The organism is Rhizobacter sp. P2_H2, assembly GCF_056403375.1.
In genome coordinates, this window is the sequence record NZ_JBFUFP010000006.1 from 16,171 (window position 1) to 40,480 (window position 24,310).

Consider the following 24,310-nt stretch of genomic DNA (forward strand, 5'->3'; position numbering starts at 1 on the left):
GAACTTCGCAGCGCACGCAACTTGCATGCCGATCGGAAGTTCCCCGCGTGCAGGCCGGGGCAAGCCCGGAGGCCAGCGGCCCCGGGCAGGCCCTAGACTTCGCGCCTTCGGCATGCCGCCGCGCCACGAGCGCCGGCGGCGTGCCCTCCCACCAGGAGTTCGTGACCATGATCCGACGCGGCGCAGCCTGGCTGCTCGCCTTGCTTGCCTTCCTCGCCTCGGCCGCGGCACCCGCGCAGCCGGCGGCCCCAGCGCCCAAGGTGCTTCGCTATGCCTTCCCGGTCGCCGAGACCGGCTTCGACCCGGTGCAGCTGAGCGATCTCTATTCGCGCACCGTCACCGCCGGCATCTTCGAGACCCCGCTGACCTTCGACTACCTCGCGCGGCCGGTCCGCATGAAGCCGAACACCGCGGCGGCGCTGCCGGAGATCAGCGACGACTTCAAGACCTTCACGTTCCGCCTGAAGCCGGGCACGTACTTCCAGGACGACCCCGCCTTCAAGGACCGGCGCCGCGAACTGGTCGCGCAGGACTACGTCTACACGCTGAAGCGCCACTACGACCCGCAGTGGAAGAGCCCCAACCTGTACCTGCTCGAGAACGCGAAGCTGCTCGGGCTGTCGGAGMTGCGACAGCAGGTGATCGCTTCGAAGCAGCCGTTCCCGTACGACCGCGAGGTCGACGGCCTGCGCGCGCTCGACCGCTACACCTTCCAGGTCAAGCTGGCCGAGCCGTCGCCGCGCTTCCACCAGCAGATCATGACCGACGCCGGCGCGTTCGGCGCGATGGCGCGCGAGGTGGTCGAGTTCTACGGCACGGCGATCATGGCGCACCCGGTGGGCACCGGCCCGTTCCGGCTCGCCGACTGGCGCCGCAGCTCGCTGATCGTGCTGGAGCGCAACCCCGGCTTCCGCGAGCTGCGCTACGACGAGGAGGCGCCCGCCGACGACCCGCGCTCGCAGGCCATCGCCCGCGCGATGAAGGGCAAGCGCATCCCGATGCTCGACCGCGTCGAGATCTCGATCATCGAGGAGACGCAGCCGCGCTGGCTGAGTTTCCTGAACCGCCAGAGCGATTTCCTCGACCGGCTGCCGGCCGAGTTCTCGGGCATCGCGATCCCGCGCAACCGCCTTGCGCCCAACCTCGCGAAGCAGGGCATCCAGATGGACCAGGCGCCGCTGGTCGATGCGGTGATCGCCGGCTTCTTCAACCACGAAAACCCGGTGGTCGGCGGCTACACGCCCGAGAAGGTGGCGCTGCGGCGTGCGATCTCGCTGGCCTACAACACGCCGGCCGAGCTGCAGATCGCGCGCAAGAACCAGGCGATTCCGGCGCAGACCGCGATCGCCCCCGCCGTGTACGGCTACGACCCGACGGTCAAGACCGAGATGAGCGACTACGACCCCGACCGGGCGCGCGCGCTGCTCGACACCTACGGGTATGTCGACCGCGACGGCGACGGCTGGCGCGACCTGCCCGACGGCAGCCCGCTGCTGATCGAATACTCGACCCAGCCCGACCAGCTGAGCCGCCAGCTCGTCGAGCTGTGGGACAAGAGCATGCGCGCGGTCAACATCCGCATGGTCTTCAGGACCGCGAAGTGGCCGGAGAACCTGAAGGCCTCGCGCGCCGGCAAGCTGATGATGTGGGGCGTGGCCTGGAGCGCGACGACGCCGGATGCCGACACCTTCCTCGCGCTCGCGTACGGCCCGAACAAGGGCGGCGCCAACCACTCGCGCTTCGACCTGCCGGCCTTCAACGCGCTGTTCGAGAAGCAGGGCCGCATGCCCGACGGCCCCGAGCGCGAGGCGGTGCTGCGCGAGGCGAGCAAGCTGATGGTGGCCTACCTGCCGTACAAGATCAGCGCGCACCGCATCGCCACCGACCTGATGCACCCCTGGGTGCTGGGCTACCGCCGCAACCCGTTCATCCGCGAGTTCTGGAAATTCCTCGACATCGACACCGCGCTCGAGCAAGCGCGCACTGCCCCATGATCCGACGCCTCCTCCTGATCGCCGCTGCCGCGCTGGCGGCCGTGGCCGCCACCGCCGGCCACGCCGCCGCACAACCGCAGGCCGCTTCGGCGCCGCCCACCGGCGCGCCGTTCGCGAAGACCTTTCGCTGGGCCTTCGTGGCCGCCGAGACCGGGTTCGATCCGGTGAAGATCAGCGACCTGTACTCGCGCTACGTGACCACGCACCTGTTCGAGGCGCTGGTCCGCTACGACTACCTGGCCCGCCCGTTCAAGGTGCGGCCCGAGGCGGCGGCCGCGATGCCCGAGGTGTCGGAGGATTTCCGCACCTACACCTTCCGCATCCGCCCGGGCGTCTACTTCCAGGACGACCCGGCCTTCAAGGGCCAGCGGCGCGAGCTGGTGGCGCAGGATTTCGCGTATGCGATCAAGCGCTTCTTCGACCCCGCCAACGCGAGCCCGGCCTACTCCGACATGAACGACCAGGGCTTCGTCGGCCTGGACGAACTGCGCCAGCAGGCGATCGCGAAGAAGACGCCGTTCGACTACGACAAGCCGGTCGAAGGCCTGCGCGCGCTCGACCGCTACACGCTGCAGGTCAAGCTGAAGAGCCCGCGCCCGCGCCTGCTCTACACGCTGGCCGACAGCAGCCTGTACGGCGCGGTCGCGCGCGAGGTGGTGGAGCACTACGGCAGCGAGATCTCCGCGCACCCGGTGGGCACCGGGCCGTTCCGGCTCGCGTCATGGCGGCGCAGCTCGCAGATCGTGCTGGAGCGCAACCCCGGCTACCACGAGGCCTTCTACGACGCCGAGCCGAATGCCGACGACGCCGAGGGCCAGGCGCTGCTGCAGCGCTTCAAGGGCCGGCGGCTGCCGATGATCGACCGTGTCGAGTTGTCGATCATCGAGGAGAGCCAGCCGCGCTGGCTGGCCTTCCTGAACCGCGAGATCGACCTGATCTCGGTGCCGCTGGAGTTCGCGAACCAGGCGGCGCCGAACGGCAAGCTGGCGCCGAACCTGGCCAAGCGCGGCATCCGGATGCAGCGCGTCGTCAACCCCGACCGCACGCTGTACTACTTCAACATGGAAGACCCGGTCGTCGGCGGCTACACGCCCGAGAAGGTCGCGCTGCGCCGCGCGATCCGGCTGGCCACCGACGTGCCGCGCGAGATCGCCGGCGTGCGCCGCGGCCAGGCGATCCCGGCGCAGAGCATGGTGGCGCCCGCCACCTTCGGCTACGACCCGAACTACAAGACCGAGAACAGCGACTACAACGTGCCGCGCGCGAAGGCGCTGCTCGACATGTACGGGTACGTCGACCGCAACGGCGACGGCTGGCGCGAGATGCCCGACGGCAGCCCGCTCGTGATCCAGTACGCCACCTCGCCGGACAGCCTGTCGCGCCAGTTCGACGAGCTGTGGAAGAAGAACATGGATGCGATCGGCGTGCGCATCGAGATCAAGCCGGCCCAGTGGCCGGAGAACCTGAAGGCGGCGCGTGCCGGCCAGCTGATGGTCTGGCAGCTCGGCTACACCGCATCGACACCCGACGTGCAGGACGCGATGCAGCTGCTGTACGGCCCGGCCTCCGGCGGGCAGAATCTCGGGCGCTTCAAGAACGCGCGCTTCGACGAGATCTACGAGCGCATGCAGAGCATCGGCGACGGCCCGGAGCGGCTGGCGCTGCTCGACGAGGCGAACCGCATCGCGACGGCGCTGGCGCCGCACAAGTACAACGTGCACCGCATCGTGACCGACCTGACGCAGCCATGGGTGATCGGGTACCGCAGGCCGTTCTTCGTCAGCCGCTTCTGGCAGTACCTCGACATCGACGACAGCCTGCGGGGCGCCCGCTGAACGGCGCGGCGCTGCAGGCATGACGCTGACGCGCCGCACCTGGCTTGCCGCCTCGGCGGCGTTGTCGTGCGGTGCGCCGCGCCGCGCCGACGCGGCCGACAAGACGCTGCGCCTGGCCTTCAGCGTGGCCGAGACCGGCTTCGATCCGTGCCAGATCTCCGACGTCAACTCCGCGCAGGTGGCGAGCGCGATCTTCGAGCCGCCGCTCACCTACGACTACCTCGCGCGCCCGGTCAAGCTGCGCCCGAACACCGCCGTCGCGCTGCCCGAGATCAGCGACAACTTCAAGACCTTCACCTTCCGCATCCGCCCCGGCATCTTCTTCGCCGACGACCCGGCCTTCGGCGGCACGCCGCGCGAGCTGGTCGCGCAGGACTACGTCTACAGCGTCAAGCGCTTCTACGACCCGCGCCTGAACTGCGAGAACATCTACGTGTTCGAGAACGCGAAGCTGCGCGACCTGAGCGAGCTGCGCGCGCAGGCGCGCCGCAGCGGCAAGCCGTTCGACTACGACCGCGAGGTGGAAGGCATCCGCGCGCTCGACCGCTACACCTTGCGCATCCGCCTGGCCGAGCCGAACCCGCGCTTCCACCACTGGTTCACGCAGGGCGCGCTGGTCGGCGCGGTCGCGCGCGAGGTGGTCGAGCACTACGGCGCCGAAATCGCCGCGCACCCGGTGGGCACCGGCCCGTTCATGCTCGCGGCCTGGCGCCGCGGCTCGCGCATCGAGCTCGTGCGCAACCCGCGCTTTCGCGAGCTGCACTTCGAGGCCGAGCCGGCACCCGGCGATGCGCCCGCGCAGGAGATCGCGCGCCAGCTGGCCGGCCGGCGCCTGCCGGTGGCCGGGCGCATCGAGGTCAGCGTGATCGTCGAGGCGCAGCCGCGCTGGCTCGCCTTCGTCAACGGCGCGCTCGACGTGCTGGAGCTGCCGGTGGAGTTCACGCCGATCGCGGCGCCCGGCAACCGCATCGCGCCGCACCTCGCGCGCCAGGGCGTGCGGCTGCAACGCAGTGCGCTGGCCGACATGGCGCTGACCTACTTCAACATGGACGACCCGGTGGTCGGCGGCAATGCGCCGGACAAGGTCGCGCTGCGCCGCGCGATCTGCCTGGCCTATGACAACCGGCAGGATCTCGAGGACCTGCGCCACGGCCAGGGCATCCCGGCGCAGTCGGTGGTCGCGCCGTTCACCTCGGGCTATGAAGACGACTACCGCAGCACGATGAGCGAAACGAGCGTCGCGCGCGCGGCCGCGCTGCTCGACCTGTACGGCTACGTCGACCGCGACGGCGACGGCTGGCGCGAGGCGCCCGACGGCCGCCCGCTGGTGCTGCGGCTCGCGTCGCGGCCGGACCAGCGGCAGCGCCAGTTCAACGAGCTGTGGCGCAAGTGCATGGCGGCGGTGGGGCTGCGCATCGCGTTCGACATCGCGAGCTGGCCCGAGCTGCTGAAGATGGGGCGCGCCGGCAAGCTGATGATGTGGGGCTTCAGCTGGGTGGCGGGCACGCCGGACGGCGGCTTCTTCCTCGGCATCGGCTACGGGCCGAACGCGAACGAATCGAACGATGCGCACTTCTCGCTGCCGGCCTACGATCGCCTGTTCGAGCGGCAGAACGTGCTGCCCGACGGGCCCGAGCGGCTGGCGCTGATGCGCGAGGCGAAGAACATCCTGGTGGCGTACATGCCGTACAAGGCGCATGTGCACACCGTCGTCAGCGACGTGCTGCAGCGGCGCGTGATCGGGCACCTGAGGCATCCGTTCATGCGCGACACCTGGCAATACCTGGGCATTGAGTGAGTTCACCATGGCCGTACCGCGACCCCAGATCCTGCGCTACACCGACTGGCTGGCCCGCGAGCGCGGGCTGCGGTTCGATGCGACCACCAACGAAGGCTACGACGCGCTGTGGCGCTGGTCCGTCACCGATCTCGAGGCGTTCTGGCGCTCGATCTGGGAGTTCTATGGCCTGCAGTCGCCGACGCCGTTCACGCAGGTGCTGGCCGACGACCGCATGCCGGGCGCGCGCTGGTTCGACGGCGCGCAGCTGAACTACGCGCAGCAGGTGTTCCGCCATGCCGACGCGGCGCATGCGGCCGGGCATCCGGCGATCGTTTTCCAGGACGAGCGGCTGCGCGACTGCGCGAGCCTGCTCGAATGGAGCTGGCCGAAGCTGCGCCGCCAGGTGGCCTCGCTCGCGGCGCACTACCGGCAGCTGGGCATCGTGCGCGGCGACCGCATCTGCGCCTTCATGCCGAACACGCCGCAGGCGGTGGTCGCGTTCCTCGCGGCCGCCAGCCTCGGCGCGGTGTGGTCGGTCTGCTCGCCCGACATGGGGCCGGTCGCGGTGCTCGACCGCTTCCGGCAGATCGAGCCGACGCTGCTGGTCGGCTGCGACGGCTATGTGCATGGCGGCAACACGCACGACCGGCTCGCGCTGCTGCAGGACCTCGTGAAGGCGCTGCCGACGCTGAAGCACGTGCTGCTGTGGCGCAACCTCGGCGACGCGCTGCCGGCCGGCTGGCACGACTTCGACGCGCTGCTGTGCGGCGACGCGCCGCTGCAGGTCGACCCGCTGCCGTTCGACCACCCGCTGTGGATCGTCTACTCCAGCGGCACCACCGGGCTGCCGAAGGCGATCGTGCACGGCCATGGCGGCGTCGTGCTGGAGCACCTGAAGTTCATGGGCCTGCACAACGACCTGGGCCCGAGCGCCGAGGGCGGCGACCGCTTCCACTGGTACAGCGCGACCGGCTGGATCATGTGGAACTGCCAGCTCGCCGGGCTGCTGAACGGCACGACGATCTGCCTGTACGACGGCAGCCCGGCGGGGCGCAGCGGGCAGCCCGACTGGAACACGCTGTGGCGCTTCGTCGCCGACGCGAAGGCGACCTTCTTCGGTGCCGGTGCCGCGTTCTTCGCGAGCTGCATGAAGGCCGGCATCGAGCCGGCGCGCCTGCCGGGGCTGGCGCGGCTGCGCGCGCTCGGCAGCACCGGCTCGCCGCTGTCGGCCGACGTGTACCGCTGGGCGGCGCAGCACCTGCCGCGCGTCGCCGACCGGCCGATGTGGCTGACCTCGCTGTCGGGCGGCACCGATTTCGCCGGCGCCTTCGTGGCCGGCCTGCCGACGCTGCCGGTGGTCGAAGGCGAGATGCAGTGCCGCTGCCTGGGCGCCGCGGTCGAGGCCTGGAGCGAGCCCGATCCGGCGACCGGCCGAGGGCAGGCGCTCGTCGACGAGGTCGGCGAGCTGGTGTGCACGCGGCCGATGCCGTCGATGCCGCTGTATTTCTGGGGCGATGCCGACGGGCAGCGGTATCGGGAGAGCTACTTCGACATGTACCCCGAAGGGAATGGAAGACCTGCGGTGTGGCGCCACGGCGACTGGCTGCGCATCACGCCGCGCGGCGGCGCGATCATCTACGGCCGCAGCGACGCGACGATCAACCGCCACGGCATCCGCATGGGCACGGCCGAGCTGTACCGCGCGGTCGAGGCGCTGCCCGAGGTGCTCGACAGCCTGGTGGTCGACCTGGAGTACCTGGGGCGCGAGAGCTGGATGCCGTTGTTCGTCGTGCTGCGCGAAGGCCGCGTGCTCGACGAGGCGCTGGTCGCGCGGCTGAAGCAGGAGATCCGCAGCGCGCTGTCGGCGCGACATGTGCCGAACGAGATCTTCCAGGTGGACGCGATCCCGCGCACGCTGTCGGGCAAGAAGATGGAGCTGCCGGTGAAGAAGCTGCTGATGGGCACGCCGGCCGAGCAGGTGTTCAAGCTCGACGCGATGGCGAATGCGGGCAGCGTGGCGTGGTTCGCCGAGTTCGCGCGGCGCCGCAACGCCAGTTAGAGAGGCAGCTCGGTGAAATAGCGGCCGCCGTGATAGATCAGCGGTTGTGCGCCCTCGCGCCGCTCGCAGCGCTCGACCTCGCCGACGAAGATGACGTGGTCGCCTTCTTCGTACTGGCTGCGGTTGAAGCACTCGAACACCGCGGCCACGCCTTCGAGCACCGGTGCGCCGCCGACGCCTTCGCGGAAACGCAGCCCGGCGAAGCGGTCGACGTCTTTCGCGGCGAAGCGCTCGGCCAGCGGGCGCTGGTCGGCGGCAAGGATGTTGATCGCATAGTGCGAGCCGCGCGTGAACGCCGGCATCGATCCGGCGCGCCGCGACAGGCTCCACAGCACCAGCGGCGGCGACAGCGACACCGAATTGAACGAATTGGCGGTCAGGCCGACCGGGTTGCCGTGCAGGTCGCACGCGGTGACGATCGTGACGCCGGTGGCGAACATCCCGAGCGCAACGCGGAACTCCTGGGCCGAGAAACTGGGTGCCATGGGGCGCAGCATTGCATTCATGCCGGAATTGTGGAGGGCGGCGGCAGGCGCCGCCAACTCTCATTTGAGGGGGTCGGGCAGCTCCTACACTCGTTCAGCATGACACGATACCCGATGATTCGGCGGGCGCTGCAGGGCGTCTGCATGATGTTGGCCTGGGCGCTCGCGCCGCCGGCGCAGGCCGAGGCGCCCTGCGCCGAGCTGGTCCGCCGCCTGCCGAACCTCGGCACCGCGCTGTGCGAGCGTGCCGCGCTGAAGCCGTCCGGCGCCGCGTCGGTGAAGGGCGTGGCGCTTTACCAGCGCGACGTGCCGGCACCCCAGCCGCTGCTGCTGCCCGACGACCCGCCGCCGCCCGCGCCGCGCCGCGTGCTGGTGCTGGGCGGCATCCACGGCGACGAGCTGTCGTCGAGCGCGCTCGTCTTCCACTGGATCGCCCAGGCCGGCGACACCGGCGCCGGCCTGGACTGGCGCTTCGTTCCGGCGCTGAACCCCGACGGCCTGCTGCTGCCGAAGCCGACGCGCACCAATGCGCACGGCGTCGACCTGAACCGCAACTTCCCGACGCCGCACTGGGACAGCGACGCGCCGGTCTACTGRCTCAAGCGCACGAAGAAGGACCCGCGGCGCTGGCCGGGCCCGAACGCGCTGTCGGAGCCCGAGGCCCGTTTCGTGACCGACACGATCGAGCGCTGGAAGCCGGACGTGATCGTCACGGTGCACGCGCCGTACGGCGTGCTCGATTTCGACGGCCCGAGCGTGCCGCCGCAGCGGCTCGGGCGGCTCTACCTCGACCGCGTCGGCATCTTCCCCGGCTCGCTCGGCCACTACGGCGGCGTGCACAAGGGCGTGCCGGTGGTGACGATCGAGCTGCCGAGCGCGATCCGCACGCCGACCGACGCCGAGATGCGCCAGATGTGGCTCGACCTGCTGCGCTGGCTGGACGAACGGCTCGCGCTGCGGGAACATCGCTGAACCGCCCGGACCTCCCGCCATGACCTCGCTCGCCCGCCACCTCTACGCCAGCGCCCACAACAATGCGTGGGCCAACCACCGGCTGCTGCAGGCCTGCGGGCAACTGACGCAGGATGAGTTCAGCGCGCCGCGCACCGGCTTCTTCCCGTCGATCCGCGCGACGCTGAACCACAACCTGACGGTCGACGACTACTACCTCGACGCGATCGAGCGCAGCCTGCGCGGCGACCCACCGCACCCCGCCCCCGGTTCGTTCTTCGACCCCGAGGAGCCGTGCGCGACCTGCGCCGAACTGGTGGCCGCGCAGCAGCGCATGGACCAGCGCCTGCTCGCCGTCGCCCACGCGCTGCTGGCCGATGGCGCGCTGCTGGAGCGCGTGATCGAGGTGCCACGCACCCAGCGCATCGACCGCGAGCCGCTGCACCGCCTGCTGGCCCACCTCTACCAGCACCAGGTGCACCACCGCGGCCAGGCGCATTCGATGCTGTCGGGCACGCGGGTCGCGCCGCCGCAGCTCGACGAGTTCTTCTGCGTCAACGACCTGGAGCGGCGCGAGGGCGATTTCCGTGCGCTGGGTGTCACTGAGCCAGGAATCTGGCAGGGGATCTGAGAGTCGGGCAGCCTGCCTGCACACGGGATGTGCTGCGTGACCCATGCGTTCTGTGTCAGCAACAAAGGTGGCTTCGGAGTTACTCAAGAGCATCGAAACCACCTGTTGCGACGACAAGCATGGAGATCAGCAGTACTCCGTGTGGAGCCTATCGGCCTCGACACATTTCCACCAGAAACCTTCCGCCCCGAACGCTCGCCCAGGCACTCGATGAGCAAGTCCCCGAGTTGTCCACCGAAGTTCGACAGGCTCTGCTTCACGCTCGCGCGGGCCCCGATGTCGATCTTTCGGAGGACCCAGCCTTGACAGCAGCGGTGGTTTCCGAATTGTCGACAGCGGTGTGGGCGGCCTGGGAAGCCGAGGCCGAAGCGGAGAACTCGGCGCTTGCCAACATCTACATGCCACCAGGGATGCCCGCCATTCCGGCAGCCGTGGCGGGGCTCAAGAACCTTGCCTTCATTCGGCTGGACGGCTACGAGGGAAGGAGTGTCGATCTGCGACCCGGCGCCGAGCCGGCCGCACCTCGGCAAATCGTGTTGGACATCCAGGCCCTGCAACCGACGACCGTGCACATCCTGCGGATGGACGACGTGTTTCAACTCGATGCCGGAAATCAACCGTTGCGGTTGGTGATTCACAACGCCAGCGGAGGTTGCGATTTCGGATCCGTTCCCGTGGCCCAAGTACGTTGGGAATCGATTGATTCGTCGACGGACTCGTATGACGAACTACTGGAAACCAACGAGGAAGAATCGCTGTCGGAGGCCTCGGAGACCTCGCCGCGCAGGGCCGTCGTCTCGCTCATGAACCCCGGTGGGTTCATCGAGATGGGCCAAGGCCTGGTGTGCAATGGTGATGTCCGCCTCGTCACATCTCGCCTTGATTCCTGCACGTTCATTGCGGGGTTCAACGCAAACACGGGTGCATCCGGGGCCTATCACTACGGTGCGGAAACCTTTCGGCAGCGAGGCGTTCTGGCCGACATGACACAGTGGCTCGCGGCGTTGCAGCCGACTCGGGCAACTCTGGTGTTTGCGAAGGCTGAAGCGTCATCCCGGGATTTCATATCGCAATCCCTGTTCAAGGGCGCCTCGGCGCGCGATCGCACGGTGCTTCTCAAATGGCTGGCCAACGAAGGCAACCCCGTCGTGACGACGATCGATGCCAACTCGGCGGCCATGGAATGCATCGCCGGCGCATTTCGCGTCGGGACCATCAGCGACCTGAGCCTGGGCGTGGGAGGCGCTACCAACCTGGGTCGCTGCGAAGCCGGCGAGTACCTTGATGACGCGGGCAGAAATGTTCGCTTGTTCGGGGCCGGAGCTTGGTGACGGGTGCTCACTGTGCTCGAATCGGGAATAGACCGATCCCGTTTCGCGTAGACATCAGGTGAGCGTTCCCATCACCTTCCGCCAGCAGCTCCTCGGCACGATCCCGCGGCTGCGGCGCTATGCGCGCTCGCTGCTGATCGATGCCGCCGCGGCCGACGACCTGGTGCAGACCGCGCTGGAGCGCGCGCTGTCGCACTGGCACCAGTTCGACCAGCAGCGCGACATCCTGGTGTGGGTCATCAGCATCGCGCACAACGCCCACATGGACACGCTGCGCCGCAGCGGGCGCCTGTCGATCATGGATCCGCACGAGCTGCAGGCCGAGCAGGACCTGCGCGGCAGCGACCCCGGTGCCGACGTCGGCCTGCGCATGGACCTGGTCGCCGCGCTGCAGCGCCTGTCCATCGAGCAGCGCGAGCCGCTGCTGCTGGTGACGGTCGAGGAACTGTCCTATGCCGAATGCGCCGAGGTGCTGCGCATCCCGATCGGCACCGTGATGTCGCGCATCTCGCGCGGGCGCGCCGCGCTGCGCGCGCTGCTCGACGGCCGCGCGCCGGTGCCGTCGGCGCAGCCGCTTCGACGCGTGGTCTGAACCGGATGTCGATGATGCCCGCCCCCCTCTTCTCCTCCCCCGACGAACGCGACGACACGCTGAGCGCGTGGCTCGACGGCGAACTGCCGCCCGAGCGCCGCGCCGAGGTCGATGCCTGGCTGCAGGCCAACCCCGAAGAGGCCGCGCGCGTGCGGCTGTGGGCCGCCGACCGCGATGCGCTGCGCGCCCGCCTGGCGCCCGCGGCGACCGAGCCGGTGCCGGAACGGCTGCAGCAGCTCGTGTGGCAGCACGCGCCCGAGGCAGCCACCCCGGGGTGGCACGGCCGCGGCCAGTGGGCGGCGGCGCTCGCGATCTTCGCGCTCGGCGGCTTGATCGGCGCCGGCGCGATGTGGCGGGTGCAGCCGGCGCGCACGCTCGTCGCCCAGGCGCCGGCCGGTGGCTGGGTGCAGCGCGCAGCACTTGCGCACAGCGTCTACGTGCCCGAGCAGCGCCACCCGGTCGAGGTCGCGGTGGCCGGCAAGACCGCCGAGGAAAGCCGCGCCCAGGAAGAACACCTGTCGCGCTGGCTGACGCGGCGCCTGAACGTGCCGGTCAAGCTGTTCGACCTGCGCGAGCAGGGCTACGAGCTGGTCGGCGGGCGGCTGCTGCCCGACGGGGCCGGCGCCGGGCCCGGTGCGCAGCTGATGTACCAGGCCAGCGGCGGCACGGCCCGCGTCACCGTCTACCTGCGCAAACCCGACGAGGCCGCGCCGGCCGCGTTCCGCTTCGAGCGCGACGGCGACGTGAACCTCTTCTACTGGGTCGAGGCCGGCACCGGCTACGCGCTGGCCGGCAGCCTGCCGCGCGAGCAGCTGCTGGCGCTGGCCGAGGCCATCTACCGGCAGCAGCCCGCCGCCAACGCGCCAAAGTAACGGCCGTCACTCACTCTCTAGAATCGGGCGATGTCCGATTCCGTCCCCGTGCAGCCTGCGCCCGCGCTGCCGTCCTCCCGGGCGACCGTCGCCTTCCGGCTGCTGGTCGTCAGCGTGCTCGGCTTCGCGTCCGGCCTGCCGCTCGCGCTGACCGGCCAGGCGATGCAGGCCTGGCTCAGCGTCGAGGGCATCGACATGGCGACCATCGGCTTCCTCAGCCTGGTCGGCCTGCCCTACACCTTCAAGTTCCTGTGGGCGCCGCTGATGGACCGCTTCGAGCTGCCCTGGCTCGGCCGGCGCCGCGGCTGGCTGGTGCTGACGCAGCTGGCGCTCGCCGGTGCCTTGCTGCTGATGGCCGCCACCTCGCCCGGCAGCGCGACGCGCAGCTTCGCGCTGCTGGCGGTGCTGGTCGCCTTCGTCTCGGCCTCGCAGGACGTGGTCGTCGACGCCTACCGCACCGACCTGCTGCCGGCCCGCGAACGCGGCCTGGGCTCGTCGCTCTACGTGCTCGGCTACCGGCTCGCGATGATCCTGTCGGGCGGCGTCGCGCTGATCTGGGTCGATCCGACGCAGGGCGGCGGCTGGTCGTGGCCCGACGTCTACCGCGTGATGGCCGGGCTGATGGTCGGCGCCGCGGTGCTGTCGGCGGTCGCGCTGCCCCGCTTGCCGCTGGCGCTGCGGCCGTCGTCGGTCGCGCGGCAGGACGTGATCGGCTTCGGCGCAGTGCTGTGCGCGGTCGCGCTCGGCTTCGTGCTGAGCGAACGCTTCGGGCCGCCGATCGCCGCGGCGCTGCTGTCGCCGTGGTGGGCCGGCAGCAGCCTGCCGGCCGCGCTGCAACAGCGCTGGACCGAGCTGCTCGCGCTGCTGCTGGGCATCGCGTTCACGCTGCCGCTGGCCGCCTGGGCGGCGCGCGCGGCCCGCTTCGAGACGCTGCTCGGGGGCTTGCGCAGCTACTTCGCGCAGCCGGGCGCCGGCGCCTTCCTCGCGTTCATCGTGCTCTACAAGCTGGGCGATGCGTTCGCCGGCTCGCTGATGACGCCGTTCCTGCTGAAGGCGATGCAGTTCGGCCCGGCCGAGGTCGGCGTCGCGAACAAGCTGATCGGCCTGTGGCTGACGATCGGCGGTGCGCTGCTCGGCGGCGCGCTGATGCTCAAGCTCGGGCTGTGGCGCGCGCTGCTGCTGTTCGGGGTGCTGCAGATGCTCAGCAACCTCGGCTTCTGGTGGCTCGCCGGCCACGGCCACGGGCTGCTGCCGGGGGTCACGATCCCGGCCTTCGACTGGACCATCGTCTGGCTGAAGCAGGTGACGCCGGTCGACGGCGGGCTGCTGATGGTGATCGCGCTCGAGAACATCACCGGCGGCATGGGCACGACCGCGTTCGTCGCGTTCCTGATGAGCTTGTGCAACCAGCGCTTCACCGCGACGCAGTACGCGCTGCTGAGCGCGTTCGCGTCGGTCGGGCGCGTCTGGGTCGGGCCGGTGGCCGGCGTCACCGCCGAGACGATCGGCTGGCCGACCTTCTTCCTGCTGTCCACCGTGCTCGCGCTGCCGGCGTTGCTGATGCTCGTGTGGCTGCGCGCGCCGGTGCAGGCGCTCGAGGTCGATCCGACACAGCTTCCGGCCGATGATTGAGTCCGGGAACCGCAACCCCATCTGCCAGTCTGAACCTGCCATGAACCACGACGCCGACCTGCCCTCGATCACCTGCGGCTGCGCCTTCCACGCCCGCCGCCGCTTCGCCGCGACGCTGGCCGCCGCCGGCGCGACGCTGGCCGTGCCGGCCTGGGCCCGCGACGGCGTCGACGTGGGCAGCGAATCGCGCTTCACGAAGCTGGTGTCGGCCGACCAGATCGAGCAGGCCGCCGCACAGCAGTACGCGCAGTTGAAGCAGCAGGCCGCGGCGCAGCGCGCGCTCGGCCCCGACAGCCACCCGCAGGTGGTGCGGCTGCGCGCGATCTCGCAGCGCATCATCCCGTTCAGTTCCGAGTGGAACGAGCGGGCGAGCCGCTGGAAGTGGGAGGTCATCCTGATCGGCTCGAAGCAGGTCAACGCGTTCTGCATGCCCGGCGGCAAGATCGCGTTCTACACCGGCATCCTCGAGCAGCTGCAGCTGACCGACGACGAGGTCGCGATGGTGATGGGCCACGAGGTCGCGCATGCGCTGCGCGAGCACGCCCGCGAGCGCATGGGCAAGAACATGGCGACGCAGGGGGCGATCGGGCTCGGCGCCGCGATCCTCGGGCTCGGCAGCCTCGGCCGCTCGGTGGCCGACATGGGCGGCCAGCTGCTGACGCTGAAGTTCGGCCGCGAGGATGAGTCCGAGGCCGACCTCGTCGGCATGGAGCTGGCCGCGCGCGCCGGCTACGACCCGCGGGCCGGCGTCAGCCTGTGGAACAAGATGGCGCAGGCCAGCAAGGGCGCGCCGCCGCAGTTCCTGTCGACCCACCCGTCGGGCCCGACCCGCATCCGCGACATCGAGGCCAACCTGCCGCGCGTCGAGGGGCTGTATGCGAAGGCCGCGAAGCCCTCGCAGCGCTTCGAGCCGCCCGCGAAGAAGTCGCCCTAGATCGCCTCAGATCGCCAGCGGGTCCACGTCCAGCGCCCAGCGCAGCACGCCCTTGTGCTCGCCGCGCAGTGACGGCAGGCTCGCGACCCACGCGCTCAGCACCCGCTGCAGCACGCCGCGCGACGGCCCCTCCATCAGCATCTGCATGCGCTCGACGTTCGCGACGCGCGCGATGCTGGTCGGCACCGGCGGGTAGATCAGCAGCTGGTCGGCGCCTTCGAACTGGTTCGCCAAGTCCGCCGCCGCCTGCAGGAAATCGCGCGCCGCCTGCGGCGTGCGCGCCTCGGCCCGCAGCAGCGCCAGGTGCGTGAACGGCGGCAGCCCCGCCATCTCGCGCTCCTTCAGCTGCTGCGCCGCGAAGGCCGCGTAGTCGTGCGTGCGCAGCGCCTGGTACAGCGCATGCTGCGGGTGCCAGGTCTGCACCCACATCTCGCTCGCGCCCGATTGCGCCGCATCGCGCCCGGCCCGCCCCGCGGCCTGCATCAGCAGCGAGAACACCCGCTCCGGCGCCCGGAAATCGCTGCTGAACAGCGCGCTGTCGGGGTCGACCGCCGCCACCAGCGTGATGCGCCGGAAGTCGTGCCCCTTGGCCACCATCTGCGTGCCGACCAGCACGTCGACGTTGCCGTCGTGCACCGCCGACAGCTGCGCCTCGAGCGAACCCTTCAGCTTCGTCGAGTCGGCATCGATGCGCGCGATGCGCGCGCCGGGCAAGGCCTGCGCGAGCTGCTCCTCCAGCCGCTCGGTGCCGCGGCCCATCGGCGCGATGTCGAGGTTGCCGCAATCGGGGCAGGCGCGCGGCACCGGCTGCGTCAGGCTGCAGTGGTGGCAGCGCAGCGTGCGGTCGACGCGGTGGAACACGCGGAAGGCGCTGCAGTTCGGGCAGCCGCTCTTCCAGCCGCATTCGCCGCAGTGCAGCACCGGCGCATAGCCGCGCCGGTTCAGGAACAGCATGCTCTGCTCGCCGCGCTCGAGCCGCTTGCCGAGCGCCGCCACCAGCTGCGGCGACAGCGCGGTGCTGATGCCCTTGATCTTGGGCAGCAGGTTCATGTCGACCAGCCGCACCGCCGGCAGCGCGCCGCCGCCGATGCGCTGCCCCATCGTCAGCCGCACGTAGCGGCCCTGGTCGGCGCGCTGCCAGCTCTCGATCGACGGCGTGGCCGAGCCGAGCACCACGCAGGCGCCTTCGAGCTTGCCGCGGTACACCGCGAGGTCGCGCGCCGAGTAGCGCGCGCCTTCCTGCTGCTTGTAGGACGGGTCGTGCTCCTCGTCGACGACGATCAGGCCGAGGCGCGGCAGCGGCGCGAACACCGCGAGCCGCGTGCCCAGCACCAGGTCGGCCAGCCCGAGGTGCGCCGCGAGCCAGTGCTTGAGCCGTTGCGCCGGCGTCAGGCCGCTGTGCAGCGAGACGATGCGCCGCGGCGCCGGCCCGCTGCCGAAGCGCTCGGCGAAGCGGGCCTCCAGCTGCGGCGTCAGGTTGATCTCGGGCACCAGCACCAGCACCTGCTGGCCGGCGGCGAGCGCCCGCTCCGCGGCGCGCAGGTAGACCTCGGTCTTGCCGCTGCCGGTCAGGCCGTGYAGCAGCACGACCGGCGCCGCGCCCGGCATGTGCAGCGCCTGCAGTTGCTCCAGCACCGCGGCCTGATCGGCGCTCAGCTCGGGCGCGGCCGGCGCAGCGGCCGCCGGCACGGGTTCCGCGGCAAGCGCCTTGCGCAGGCGCGCGACGCGGTTCGCGAGCTGGTCGTTGTCGAGCTTGCGCAACTCGGGCGGCAGCACCGCCAGCGCCATCTCGCCGACGCTGCGCTGGTAGTACGCCGCCGCGAAGCCGACCAGCTCGCACCAGCGGGTGCTCAGCGGCGGCAACGCGTCCAGCACCTGCGCGATCGGCTTCAGCGCCAGCGTCGGCTCGCTGCTGGCCTCGCCCGGCCAGACGATGCCGGGCACCTCGCGCCGCCCCAAGGGCACGCGCACCAACGTTCCTGGTGAGAGCAGGCGCTCGCTTGTGTAGTCGAGCGTGCCCTGCAGCCCGCTGTGTTGCGGGGTTTCGACCGCCACCGGCAAGGCGGTGGCCAGGTTGGTGGCCGGCGGGGGCGAGTTATCGGTCAAAGCTAGAGGGCCCCACAGGAATTCCATCTAAGTCGCTGATACACAAAGCGTTTTGGAGCTTTCCCCGCGTTCTGTGGATAACTTTGTGGGAAACCTGCAGAGAGCTGCGCTAAGTTCTTGATCTGCTTGGCCTCGGCTTGCGTTGCTCACTTTCGCGGCAGTTTTCACTGCCAATGAAATCAACAACTTAGCGCGTGCACCCCGATCCGGCAGTGACCTTCGTTGATGCAAGAGCGGCCATTCGTCACATTCAGCGTTTTGGGGATAAGTCAAGCACTGTGCAAACGTACCTGGGGAAATCACTCCCCCCAGAAGACCCTGGCTTTGTAACCGCAATTCAGCGCCTGGAGGCCTCGTGCACCGCATCGACCAGCACCGACACATGCTCCGGCGGCGTGTACTGGCTGATGCCGTGGCCCAGGTTGAAGATGTGGCCGGTGCGGTCGCTGCCATAGCTTTGCAGCGTGCGCTCGACCTCGGCGCGGATCTGCGCCGGCGGCGCGAACAGCACGTTCGGGTCGAGGTTGCCCTGCAGCGCGACGCGGCCGCCGATGCGCTGGCGCGCCTGGCCGAGGTTGACGGTCCAGTCGAGGCCGACCACGTCGGCGCCGCTGCCGGCGATCTCCTCGAGCCACAGGCCGCCGCCCTTCGTGAACACGATGTGCGGGATGCGCTGGCCGTCGTGCTCCTTCTTCAGCTGGCTCAGCACGCGCTGCGTGTAGGCGAGGCTGAAGGCCTGGAACGCGCCGTCGGCCAGCACGCCGCCCCAGCTGTCGAAGATCATCACCGCCTGCGCGCCGGCCTCGATCTGCGTGTTCAGGTACAGCGCGACCGCATCGGCATTGATCGAGAGCATGCGGTGCATCAGGTCGGGGCGGCCGTACAGCATCGTCTTCACGAGGCGGTAGTCGTCGGAGCCGGCGCCCTCGACCATGTAGCAGGCGAGCGTCCACGGGCTGCCCGAGAAGCCGATCAGCGGCACCCGGCCGTTCAGTGCGCGGCGGATCGAGGTGACCGCGTCGAACACGTAGCGCAGCTTGTCCATGTCGGGCACGGCCAGCCGGTCGACGGCGGCCTCGTCGCGCACCGGCGACGCGAACTTCGGCCCCTCGCCGAGCGCGAAGCTCAGGCCCAGACCCATCGCGTCCGGCACGGTCAGGATATCGCTGAACAGGATGGCTGCATCCAGCGCATAGCGTTCGAGCGGCTGCAGCGTGACCTCGGTGGCGTAGCCGGTGTTGGTGGCAAGGCCCATGAAGCTGCCGGCCCTGGCGCGCGTGGCGCGGTACTCCGGCAGGTAGCGGCCGGCCTGGCGCATCAGCCAGACGGGCGTGTGGTCGGTGGGCTGGCGCAGGCACGCGCGCAGGAAGGTGTCGTTCTGGAGGGCGGCGTACATCGGCGAATTATCGCGCCCATAATTTGCGGTCCAACGACGGAGGTATCCATGCTCGCATCGAATGTCCTGCAGACGGTCGGCAACACGCCGCACATCCGCATCAACCGCCTGTTCGGCGGCACGCACCAGGTCTATGTGAAGAGCGAGCGCTCCAACCCGGGCGGCTCCATCAAGGACCGCATCGCGCTCGCGATGGTCGAGGCGGCCGAGGCGAGCGGCGCGCTGAAGCCGGGCAGCACGATCATCGAGCCGACCTCGGGCAACACCGGCGTGGGCCTCGCGATGGTCGCCGCGGTGAAGGGCTACAAGCTGGTGCTGGTGATGCCCGAGAGCATGAGCGTCGAGCGCCGCCGCCTGATCCTGGCCTACGGCGCGACCTTCGTGCTGACGCCGCGCGAGAAGGGCATGAACGGCTCGATCGCGCGCGCCAACGAGCTGGTGGCCGAGACGCCCGGCGCCTGGATGCCGCAGCAGTTCGACAACCCGGCCAACATCGACATCCACGTGCGCACCACCGCCGAGGAGATCGCCGCCGATTTCCCGAGCGGCATCGATGCGCTGATCACCGGCGTGGGCACCGGCGGCCACATCACCGGCTGCGCGAAGGTGCTGAAGGCGCGCTGGCCGAAGCTGAAGGTGTTCGCGGTCGAGCCGACACTGTCGCCGGTGATCAGCGGCGGCAAGCCGGGCCCGCACCCGATCCAGGGCATCGGCGCCGGCTTCATCCCGAAGAACCTGCACGTCGACCTGCTGGACGGCGTGATCCAGGTCGACCCCGAGGCCGCGAAGGAGATGGCCCGCCGCGCCGCGCGCGAGGAAGGCCTGCTGGTGGGCATCTCGTCGGGTGCGACGCTGGCCGCGATCGCGCAGAAGCTGCCCGAGCTGGCGGCCGGCGCGACGGTGCTCGGCTTCAACTACGACACCGGCGAGCGCTACCTGTCGATCGAAGGCTTCCTGCCGACCGAATGAAGCCGCGCATCCTGATCGTCGAGGACGAACCCGGCATCGCCGACACGCTGCAGTACGCGCTGCGCACCGACGGCTTCGAGCCGGCCTGGGTGGCGACCGGCGAGGAGGCCGTTGCGCAGGTGCAGGCCCAGCCGCCCGCATTGGTGATCCTCGACGTCGGCCTGCCCGACGCGAGCGGCTTCGAGGTGTTCAAGCGCATCCGCGCGCTGGCCGACGTGCCGGTGGTGTTCCTGACCGCGCGCAGCGACGAGATCGACCGCGTGGTCGGGCTCGAGCTGGGCGCGGACGACTATGTCGCCAAGCCGTTCTCGCCGCGCGAGCTGGTGGCGCGCATTCGCACGGTGCTGCGCCGCGCGGCGAAGCCGGCAGCCGCGCCGCCGGCCGCTGCAGCCGCACCGGTGCTGCCGATCGCGGTCGACGACGGGCGGCGGCAGATCCGCTTCTACGGCCAGCTGCTCGAGCTGTCGCGCTACGAGTACGGCCTGCTGAAGACGCTGGTCTCGCGCCCGGGCCATGTGTTCTCGCGCGACACGCTGCTCGAGCGCGTGTGGGACGACKCCACCGAGAGCCTCGACCGCACGGTCGACGCGCACGTGAAGACGCTGCGCGCGAAGATGAAGCTCGTCGCGCCGGGGCTGGAGCCGATCAAGACGCACCGCGGCACCGGCTACGCCTTGGCGGAAGACCTGCCGGCCACCAAGCCGGAGAGCTGACATCTCGAAGCGGACGCGGATCTTCGTCGGCATCCTGCTCGCCTACGCGTTCGGCGTCGGCGTGCTGATGTACCGCCTGCTCGGCGACATCGACCCGCGCTACCGCGAGTCGGCCGAGGAGTCGCTGGTCGAGACGGCGCACCTGATCGCCGCGACGCTGGAAGCCTCGTCGGCCGACGGCACGCTGCGCGCCCAGACCCTCGCGCCGGTGTTCGAGTCGCTGTATGCGCGGCGCTTCAAGGCCGACATCTTCGGCTTCGAGAAGACGCGCGTGGAGCTGCGCCTGATCGTCACCGACCGCGCCGGCAAGGTGGTCTACGACTCGACGCAGCGCCACCTCGGCGAGGACTACGCGCAGTGGCACGACGTGTGGCGCGCGCTGCAGGGCGAGTACGGTGCGCGCACCACGCCCGACATCGACAACGACAACCGCACCGCGGTGATGTACGTCGCCGCCCCGGTGCGCGCGCGCAACGAGATCATCGGCGCGGTCAGTGTCGGCAAGCCGGTGCAGAGCTTCGGGCAGTTCGTCGATGCAGCGCGGCGCAAGACGCTGCTGGTCGGCGTGACCTCGGTGGTCGCGGTGCTGCTGCTGGTGGTGATCGTCTCGGTGTGGCTGGTGCGGCCGTTCGGGCTGATCGCCGACTATGTGCGCTATGTGCGCGCGCAGCGCAGCTTCAGCCTGCCGCGGCTCGGCCGGCGCGCACTCGGCGCGATCGGCGCCGCCTACGACGAGATGCGCGACGCGCTGGCCGGGCGCAACTACGTGGCCGACTACGTGCAGACGCTGACGCACGAGGTGAAGAGCCCGCTGTCGGCGATCCGCGGCGCGGCCGAGCTGCTGCAGGAGCCGATGCCCGATGCCGACCGCGCGCGCTTCATCGCCAACATCGCGCGCGAGACGCACCGCATCCAGGAGCTGGTCGACCGGATGATGGAGCTGACCGCGCTGGAGTCGCGGCGCAGCCTGGAGCAGCGCGCGCCGGTCGCGTTGCGCCCGCTGGTGAACGAGGCGGCCGCGAGCGCGCAGGCCGCGGCGGCCACGCGCAAGCTGAAGATCGTGGTCGAGGACGGATCCGACGCGAGCGTCGACGGCGATGCCTTCCTGCTGCAGCGCGCGCTGTCGAACCTGCTCGACAACGCGCTCGATTTCTCGCCCGAGGGCGGCACGGTGCGGCTGTCGCTGCAGATCAACCGCCGCAGCGTCGACCTGCGCGTGCAGGACAGCGGCCCCGGCATTCCCGACTACGCCGAATCGAAGGTGTTCGAGAAGTTCTATTCGCTCGCGCGGCCGCATTCGCGCAAGAAGAGCACCGGGCTCGGGCTGTCGTTCGTCAGCGAGATCGCCGAGCTGCACGAAGGGCGCATCACGCTGAAGAACGCCGCGGCCGGCGGCGCGATCGCGACGCTGTCGCTGCCGCTGGCCGCCTGACGGCCGGCCGTTACTTGCCCGCGCCCGCCTCCGGCATCGCCGACGAATGGTGGTGCGCGATCAGCCAGCTGCCGTTCTGCCACTCGTAGACGTAGGTGTAGCGGGCATGCACCTTCTTGCCGCCCTTCAGCGTGAAGGTGTAGGTGCCGACGTCCTGCGCGACGTTGCAGCCGATCTTGATGATGCGGCGATCGATCCTGCCCTGCGGCGTGCTCTTCAGGAACTTGACGAAGTAGTCGCGGATCTCGGCCGGGTTGGTGCGCGGCATGTCCGACACGGTGGGCAGCAGCACGCCGTCGCTCGCATAGTTCGCGACGACCTTGTCCGGATCGAGCGTGCGCAGCGAATCGTTCCAGCGGTCGAACAGGGCCGCGATCTGCTTGTCATCGGTGGGTTGGCAGGCCTGGGTGGACGGCGCCTGCGCCAGGGCAGCGGTCGACAGGCTGAATCCGATCGCGGGAAGGAGAGCTGCACGCAGCAGGTTCATGAAGGGTCCTCGTCTGGTTGGATGACACCGCCTCGGCGGCGCTGCACCGCGTCGCGATGCATGGCTGCCATTGTTCGAGCGCCACATGAACGGGACCCGTGCAGCGCGATGAACGGCTGCTGACGCCCACATGAACGCCGGATGAACGGCGGCGCGCCGTCAGCCGGGCTGCGCGTCGAGCCGGTAGCCGAGCCCGCGCACCGTCTTGATCAGTGCCAGCGCATGGCCTTCGTCCACCTTGGCGCGCAGGCGGCGCACGTAGACGTCGACCACGTTGGTCAGCGGATCCTCGTTCGTGCCCCAGACGTTGGAGAGGATGCGTTCGCGGCTGTACACGCGCCCCGGCGCGCTCATCAGCAGCTCGAGGAACGCGAGCTCGCGGGCCGTCAGCGCGATCGGCCTGCCGGCCCGGCTCGCCTGCATGCTTTCGCGGTCCAGCACCAGGTCGGCCACCTGCAGGCTGCCGGCGCGCGGGCGCTGCTCGCGGCCGCGCCGCAGCAGCGCCTCGATGCGCGCCAGCAGTTCCTCGAACGCGAAGGGCTTGGTGAGGTAGTCGTCTGCACCGAGGCGCAGGCCGTTCACCTTGTCCTCGAGGCTGCCCAGCGCGGTGAGCATCAGCATCGGCACGTGGCAGCCCTCGGCGCGCAGCGTCTGGCACAGCTCCAGCCCGCTCAGGCCGGGCAGCATCAGGTCCAGGACCAGCAGCGCGGGCGCGCTGCTGCGCGTCAGCGCCAGCCCCTGCGGCCCGGTGCGGGCGAGCTGCACGGCATAGCCTTCGGCCTGCAGGCCGCGCACCAGGAAATCGGCGACCCGCACGTCGTCCTCGACCACCAGCAGGTTCATCATGCCGCCTGCTCCCGCCGGCACGGCAGCTCGATGCGCACGGTGGTGCCTTCGTCGAGGCGGCTGTCGAGGCGGATCTCGCCGCGGTGCGCGCGCACGATGGCCTGCGCGATCGACAGCCCGATGCCGGTGCCGTCCGGCCGGTGGGCACGCGCCCGGCGGCCGCGCACGAAGCGCTCGAACACGAGCGGCAACTCCTCGGCCTCGATGCCGATGCCGTCGTCCTTCACGATGATCTCCATGCGGTCGCCGCGCACCTGCCAACCCAGGCGCACCGTGCCACCGCGCCGCGAGTAGCGGACCGCATTGTCGAGCGCGATCACCACGGCCTGGCGCAGGCGGTCGGCGTCGGCGTGCACGCTGGCGGGGCCGGACGCATCCTGCGGCGGCGCATCGAGCTGCACGCTCACCTCGTGCTGCGCGCCGAGCGCCTCGGCCTGCTCGGCCGCGTCGCCGAGCAGCGCCGGCACGTCGACCGCATCGAAGCGCATCGCCAGCTGGTCGGCCTCGGCGCGCGCGATCAGCAGCAGGTCGTCGATGACGCCGGCCAGCTGCTTCACGCCACCGACGATGCGCGACAGGCTCTGCTTGTACTCGGCCACCGGCTTGTCGGTGCCGCGCAGCGCGATCTCGGCCTCGCCGCGGATCGCGGTGGCCGGCGTGCGCAGCTCGTGGCCCAGGTCGGCGAACAGCTGGCGGCGGCGCGCATCGATGTGCTGCAAGGCCTCGTGCGCCGTGCTGAGTTCCAGGGTGCGCGCCTGCACCGCATCCTCCAGCCGGTGGCGCGCCGCATCGGCCTCGCTGCGGTGTTGCTGCAGCTCGGCCGCCATCGCGTTGAAGTGCCCGGCCAGGCGGTCGAACTCGTCGCCCGAGCCGATCGCGACGCGGTGCCCCAGGTCGCTGGCCTGCAGGGCCTGGATGCCGCCCAGCAGGCGGTCGAGCGGGCGCTGCAGCCGCCGGCCCAGGTGCAGCGCCAGCAGCACCGCCACGGCCAGCGTGACCAGCACCATCGCGCCACCTTGCAGCCGCAGCATGTCCAGCCCGTGCACGGTGGCCGCACGCGCGGCCGGCACCACGATGCGCTGGCGTTCGATCGCGCCGTTGACGAGCTCGCGCAGGTCGCGGCCGCGCGCCGTGTCGAACACCTGGTTGAGTTCACGCCAGACGGTGCTGAACTCGCTGCCGCGCTCGAGCGGCGCCAATTGCAGCAGGCGCGAGCGAACGGCCGCGATGTTGTCGTCGAGCAGCTCGGTGACGGCCACCAGCTG

The 24,310-nt window shown here is 70.4% G+C and carries 20 protein-coding genes; 14 read left to right on the forward strand and 6 right to left on the reverse strand.

The genetic code is table 11. The features are described 5' to 3' along the window. Positions 1–167: 167 nt before the first annotated feature. From AC1D15_RS01460 to AC1D15_RS01475, 4 genes are read left to right on the forward strand one after another with little or no spacing between them, the layout of a single operon-like run. The gene (locus AC1D15_RS01460; protein WP_477824638.1) at positions 168–1,994 is read left to right on the forward strand and encodes an ABC transporter substrate-binding protein; all 1,827 of its coding nucleotides are present in this window, start codon (positions 168–170) and stop codon (positions 1,992–1,994) included. Beyond that, entirely contained in the window at positions 1,991–3,829 is a 1,839-nt protein-coding gene (locus AC1D15_RS01465) for an ABC transporter substrate-binding protein (protein ID WP_477824639.1), read from the forward strand. Before AC1D15_RS01460 ends, AC1D15_RS01465 begins: the two co-directional genes overlap by 4 nt. A gap of 19 nt (positions 3,830–3,848) precedes the next feature. After that, complete coding sequence (locus tag AC1D15_RS01470; RefSeq protein WP_477824640.1) at positions 3,849–5,627, forward strand: ABC transporter substrate-binding protein; 1,779 nt, start codon at positions 3,849–3,851, stop codon at positions 5,625–5,627. 7 nt (positions 5,628–5,634) lie between these two features. Beyond that, positions 5,635–7,668 (forward strand): acetoacetate--CoA ligase, encoded by a 2,034-nt coding sequence (locus AC1D15_RS01475; protein WP_477824641.1) that lies wholly within the window; start codon positions 5,635–5,637, stop codon positions 7,666–7,668. Here the strand turns inward: AC1D15_RS01475 and AC1D15_RS01480 are convergent. Further along, a complete protein-coding gene (locus tag AC1D15_RS01480) occupies positions 7,665–8,153 on the reverse strand; it encodes a flavin reductase family protein (RefSeq protein WP_465111467.1) in 489 nt (162 codons plus the stop codon). The two genes, AC1D15_RS01475 and AC1D15_RS01480, sit on opposite strands and share 4 nt — an antisense overlap. A 99-nt stretch (positions 8,154–8,252) precedes the next feature. Here AC1D15_RS01480 and AC1D15_RS01485 point away from each other — a divergent pair, with 99 nt between their 5' ends. The 7 genes from AC1D15_RS01485 to AC1D15_RS01515 all read left to right on the forward strand — a co-directional run bounded on the left by AC1D15_RS01485 (position 8,253) and on the right by AC1D15_RS01515 (position 15,096). Beyond that, complete coding sequence (locus tag AC1D15_RS01485; protein WP_477824642.1) at positions 8,253–9,125, forward strand: M14 family zinc carboxypeptidase; 873 nt, start codon at positions 8,253–8,255, stop codon at positions 9,123–9,125. 19 nt (positions 9,126–9,144) lie between these two features. After that, on the forward strand, positions 9,145–9,735 hold the full coding sequence (locus tag AC1D15_RS01490; RefSeq protein WP_477824643.1) for a DinB family protein: 591 nt from the start codon (positions 9,145–9,147) through the stop codon (positions 9,733–9,735). Between the two features lie 302 nt (positions 9,736–10,037). Further along, on the forward strand, positions 10,038–11,066 hold the full coding sequence (locus tag AC1D15_RS01495; RefSeq protein WP_477824644.1) for a hypothetical protein: 1,029 nt from the start codon (positions 10,038–10,040) through the stop codon (positions 11,064–11,066). 58 nt (positions 11,067–11,124) lie between these two features. Continuing rightward, positions 11,125–11,658, forward strand: a complete 534-nt coding sequence (locus AC1D15_RS01500; protein ID WP_477824645.1) for a sigma-70 family RNA polymerase sigma factor — start codon at positions 11,125–11,127, stop codon at positions 11,656–11,658. A gap of 14 nt (positions 11,659–11,672) precedes the next feature. Continuing rightward, complete coding sequence (locus AC1D15_RS01505) at positions 11,673–12,530, forward strand: anti-sigma factor family protein (protein WP_477824646.1); 858 nt, start codon at positions 11,673–11,675, stop codon at positions 12,528–12,530. A 30-nt stretch (positions 12,531–12,560) separates the two neighbouring features. Beyond that, positions 12,561–14,162, forward strand: coding sequence for an AmpG family muropeptide MFS transporter (locus AC1D15_RS01510; protein WP_477824647.1), 1,602 nt, complete (start codon positions 12,561–12,563; stop codon positions 14,160–14,162). 40 nt (positions 14,163–14,202) lie between these two features. Beyond that, positions 14,203–15,096 (forward strand): M48 family metallopeptidase, encoded by an 894-nt coding sequence (locus tag AC1D15_RS01515; RefSeq protein WP_477824648.1) that lies wholly within the window; start codon positions 14,203–14,205, stop codon positions 15,094–15,096. Between the two features lie 6 nt (positions 15,097–15,102). Here the strand turns inward: AC1D15_RS01515 and AC1D15_RS01520 are convergent, their stop codons facing one another. Both AC1D15_RS01520 and hemE read right to left on the reverse strand, forming a co-directional pair. Next, positions 15,103–17,169, reverse strand: coding sequence for a primosomal protein N' (locus AC1D15_RS01520; protein WP_477824653.1), 2,067 nt, complete (start codon positions 17,167–17,169; stop codon positions 15,103–15,105). Between the two features lie 370 nt (positions 17,170–17,539). After that, complete coding sequence (gene hemE / locus AC1D15_RS01525) at positions 17,540–18,598, reverse strand: uroporphyrinogen decarboxylase (RefSeq protein ID WP_477824649.1); 1,059 nt, start codon at positions 18,596–18,598, stop codon at positions 17,540–17,542. Between the two features lie 48 nt (positions 18,599–18,646). Here hemE and cysK point away from each other — a divergent pair, with 48 nt between their 5' ends. Genes cysK through creC form a run of 3 tightly spaced genes read left to right on the forward strand, consistent with a single transcriptional unit; the run spans position 18,647 to position 21,712 of the window. Then, a complete protein-coding gene (gene cysK, locus AC1D15_RS01530) occupies positions 18,647–19,567 on the forward strand; it encodes a cysteine synthase A (protein ID WP_047501615.1) in 921 nt (306 codons plus the stop codon). Continuing rightward, positions 19,564–20,280 carry a two-component system response regulator CreB gene (gene creB / locus AC1D15_RS01535; RefSeq protein ID WP_477824650.1) on the forward strand — a complete coding sequence of 239 codons (717 nt, stop codon included), beginning with the start codon at positions 19,564–19,566 and terminating at the stop codon, positions 20,278–20,280. The genes cysK and creB overlap by 4 nt, the downstream gene beginning before the upstream one ends. 1 nt (position 20,281) lies before the next feature. After that, a complete protein-coding gene (gene creC / locus AC1D15_RS01540; RefSeq protein ID WP_477824654.1) occupies positions 20,282–21,712 on the forward strand; it encodes a two-component system sensor histidine kinase CreC in 1,431 nt (476 codons plus the stop codon). A gap of 10 nt (positions 21,713–21,722) precedes the next feature. Here creC and AC1D15_RS01545 read toward each other — a convergent pair whose 3' ends face one another. From AC1D15_RS01545 to AC1D15_RS01555, 3 genes are all read right to left on the reverse strand, one after another. Next, positions 21,723–22,199 carry an SgcJ/EcaC family oxidoreductase gene (locus tag AC1D15_RS01545; RefSeq protein ID WP_477824651.1) on the reverse strand — a complete coding sequence of 159 codons (477 nt, stop codon included), beginning with the start codon at positions 22,197–22,199 and terminating at the stop codon, positions 21,723–21,725. A gap of 159 nt (positions 22,200–22,358) precedes the next feature. Next, positions 22,359–23,042 carry a response regulator transcription factor gene (locus tag AC1D15_RS01550; protein ID WP_465111457.1) on the reverse strand — a complete coding sequence of 228 codons (684 nt, stop codon included), beginning with the start codon at positions 23,040–23,042 and terminating at the stop codon, positions 22,359–22,361. Further along, positions 23,042–24,310 (reverse strand): sensor histidine kinase (locus tag AC1D15_RS01555; RefSeq protein WP_477824652.1); only part of this gene is annotated, 1,269 nt, incomplete at its 5' end. The genes AC1D15_RS01550 and AC1D15_RS01555, both read right to left, overlap by 1 nt.